Genomic DNA, 3,047 nt, shown 5'->3' on the forward strand with positions numbered 1-3,047 from the left:
CCAGCCGCTCGCTCACATCCAGTTCGCCCTCGTACTCGGCGACGTTGCGCTGGTGATGGCACTTGTCCAGCACACGCCACACCTCCGGTCCCAGGCCCAAGGTGTGCGGCAACACCTGGAACACGATGTAGCGGTTGTTGGCGCGGTAGCCCTTGGCACGCAGTGCCGCCAGGCACAGTGCGTGCGCAGCGTTGTAGGCCAGGTCGAAGCGACTTTCCAGGGCGAGCGTGGCGTTCTTGGCGTCGCCCAGGCGAGCCAGGCCGGAGCGGATCAGGCCGTCGAATTCGCGTTGGTCGGTCGGTTCGGCGCTGAGTTGCTTGCCGGAGCCGGACAGGTTTTCAAGTGGCGAGGTCATCCATGCCTCCAATCACCCAGATCTTGGGTTGCTGCAGCACCCGCTGCAGGAATGCGTTTTCGTCGCGCAGGCGCTTGGCGTAGTCGGCACGCGTGTACAGCGTGGGATTGACCGGGCGGCCCAGCCGCGCCTGCATGCCATCCAGCGCGCGCATCAGGTCGGCATAGCCCAGCGTATCGGAGATCACCATCAGGTCGATATCGCTGCGCGCGGTGTCGCTGTGCTTGGCGACCGATCCGTAGACGAAGGCGGCCACGATGTCGTCGGCGATGGGCTGCAAGGCCTCGCCGAGCGGGCCGGCCAGGCCGATGGTCTTCTGCACGATGCCGAGCAGTTCGTCGTGGATGGGCGAATGCGGATTGGCTTGGTAGCGCTTCTGGTTGCCGATGCGCTGTACCGTGAGCAAGCCGGCGTCGGCCAGCTTGGTCAGTTCGCGCTGCACGGCGCCGGAGCCGCCGCTGGCAGCGGCGATCAGTTCGCCGACACCGAAGCTGCGCTGAGGCTGACCGTACAACAGGCCTAACACGCGTTGCTGGGTGCGAGTGAACAAGGCATCCGCCAGGCCCAGCGTCAGCGCGCGGGAAGAGCGCAGCGCCTCGCCTACGCCCGCGGGATTGAGCAGGTTGTTGACCATGCGGTGCAGCTTACTACCCACATGGACAATTTTCTTCCCATTATGGGTATTTATTTACCCTTTTTGGGTAGATTTCGTTGCTTGATCCGCTTTGATCTTGCATCCCTCCCAGCGCTAACTCACATCACTCCCTGCCCCACCAGAAACACCACTCCATCGCCCCCACCCTCGGTCTGCCGCAGCAGCCCCTCCGCCTCCAGGGTCTCCAACGACACATCGGCGCCGAGATCTGTGGCCATATCGTCCAATGTCAGCCCCACCCAACGATCGCGGCCGGCATGCTTGGCGCGGTACAGGGCGGCATCGGCGATGCGCAGGCTCAGTGGCCAGTCGCCACCAGGGTGGGTGGGGAACAGGCTCACGCCCATCGACACGGTGAGGGTAATGCGGCCGGTCGGGCGCACCAGCGGGTCGGCCTGCAGGCGCTCGCGCAGGCGGCGGAACAGGTGCGGGGCGTCGGCCAGGGTACCGCCCGGGCAGATCCACAGGAATTCTTCGCCGCCCCAGCGGGCGATGATGTCCGAGCTGCGAGCGCACTCGCGCAGCAGATCGCCCAGTCGTATCAGGGCGTGGTCGCCGCCTTCGTGGCCGTGCAGGTCGTTGACGCGTTTGAAGTGGTCGATGTCCAGCAGGGCGATCAGCAGCGGTTCCTGCGTGCGCTCGGGCGTCGCTGCAGCCTCGCGCGCCTGCAGCCAGGCGGTGACGTAGCGACGATTGCGCAGGCCGGTGAGGGCGTCTTCCTCGCTCTGGCGACGGATGGTGGCGGCGAGCTGTTCCAGTTCGCGGTGCTGCGCCTGGATCTCCTCGTTCTTGCGCGCCAGTTCCGCGTTGATGCGCCGACGCGCGCGGCCTTCGCGCACCTTGAGCAGGAAAAAGCCGGCCAGCGCCAGGAGTGCGGCGAGTAGACCGTAGAGCACGCTGCGCTGGCGCTGCGCGCGCGCCTGCAGTTGCGCATACGCCGCCTGTTCGGCGGCACGGGTGCGGGCAAGTGCAGCCAGTTCGCTGTTCTTGCGCGCCAGGTCCACCGCCGATTCGAGCTCGGCGATCCGGGTCTTGGATTCGACGTTCACCGCCTTGTCGTTGACCTCCTTGTACTCGCGCATAAGAGCAAGCGCCTCGCGGTCGCGGCCGAGTGCGTCGAGGTTGTCGATCATGCGCGGGTACAGTTCCAGCCGCCGGGGGACGTTGTCCCACTGCGTGAACATCTGCCGCGCGCGCTCGAACGCGGCGGCCGCGGCGTCGCGTTGGCCGAGATCGGCCAGAACGTTGCCGAGCGTGGAATAGACGATGCCTCCCTCGCCATGGTCGCCGCCTGGCGCCGCCCCCTCCAGCATCGCGGCCGCTTCGCGCAACAAGGGCAACGCCTCGCGCGGCCGATGCTGCAGCGCGAGTACGTTGCCCAGGTTGTTCAGCAATCCGATCAGCGACGTCTTGCCATCGGCACGTCCCGCCGCCAACGCCTGCCGGTAGATCGCTTCGGCGCGTTGCAGTTCGTTTGCGCCCTGATAGGCCGTGCCCAGGTTGTTGAGTATGTCCGCGCGCGTCAGGTCCTTGTACGGCATCGCATCGTAGGCAGCGAGCGCACGCTGGCCGTAGGCGATCGCCTTTTTCCATTCGTGGGCATAGATGAACACGCCGGTGGCGTTGTGCAGCATGGAGACGTCGTCGGGCATGCCCAGTGCCTTGACCACACGCTCCGCCTCGAGCAGGGCGGCGATGGCATCGGGCATGCGCCCCTGCTGAGCCGACACCAGGAACACGGTCTGGTTGGCCTTGTATTCCACCGGATCCGGATGCCGACGTACTCTGGACAATGCGATGCGGGCGACCCGCAAGGCGTCGTTCTGCGCACCCATCTTGTAGTAGGAGCGGGCCAGCAGTCGCCACAGCTCGGCGATGTGCGGGTCGTGCGGCAGCTCCGTTTCCAGCCGCCGCATCTCGCCTTCGAGCTGCGCGATGCGGAGCGCGTCGCGCGGCCGCCAGATCTCGGCATTGAGTTGCGTGAACAGGCGCACCCGCTGTTGCGGCGACAACGGCTGGGCGAGCAGCGCCGAGCCG

General features: G+C 66.5%; 3 protein-coding genes. All 3 read right to left on the reverse strand.

The genetic code is table 11. The features are described from left to right. Positions 1-355, reverse strand: a 355-nt coding sequence (locus tag D180_RS10410; RefSeq protein WP_017912742.1) for a hypothetical protein, incomplete at its 3' end; no start/stop codon positions are given. Next, positions 339-1,010, reverse strand: a complete 672-nt coding sequence (locus D180_RS10415) for a transcriptional regulator (RefSeq protein ID WP_232760428.1) — start codon at positions 1,008-1,010, stop codon at positions 339-341. The genes D180_RS10410 and D180_RS10415, both read right to left, overlap by 17 nt. A 98-nt stretch (positions 1,011-1,108) precedes the next feature. After that, a partial coding sequence (locus D180_RS22515) for a tetratricopeptide repeat-containing diguanylate cyclase (protein WP_017912744.1) occupies positions 1,109-3,047 on the reverse strand: 1,939 nt, incomplete at its 5' end.

The organism is Xanthomonas sp. SHU 166, assembly GCF_000364685.1.
Classification (GTDB): domain Bacteria; phylum Pseudomonadota; class Gammaproteobacteria; order Xanthomonadales; family Xanthomonadaceae; genus Xanthomonas_A; species Xanthomonas_A sontii.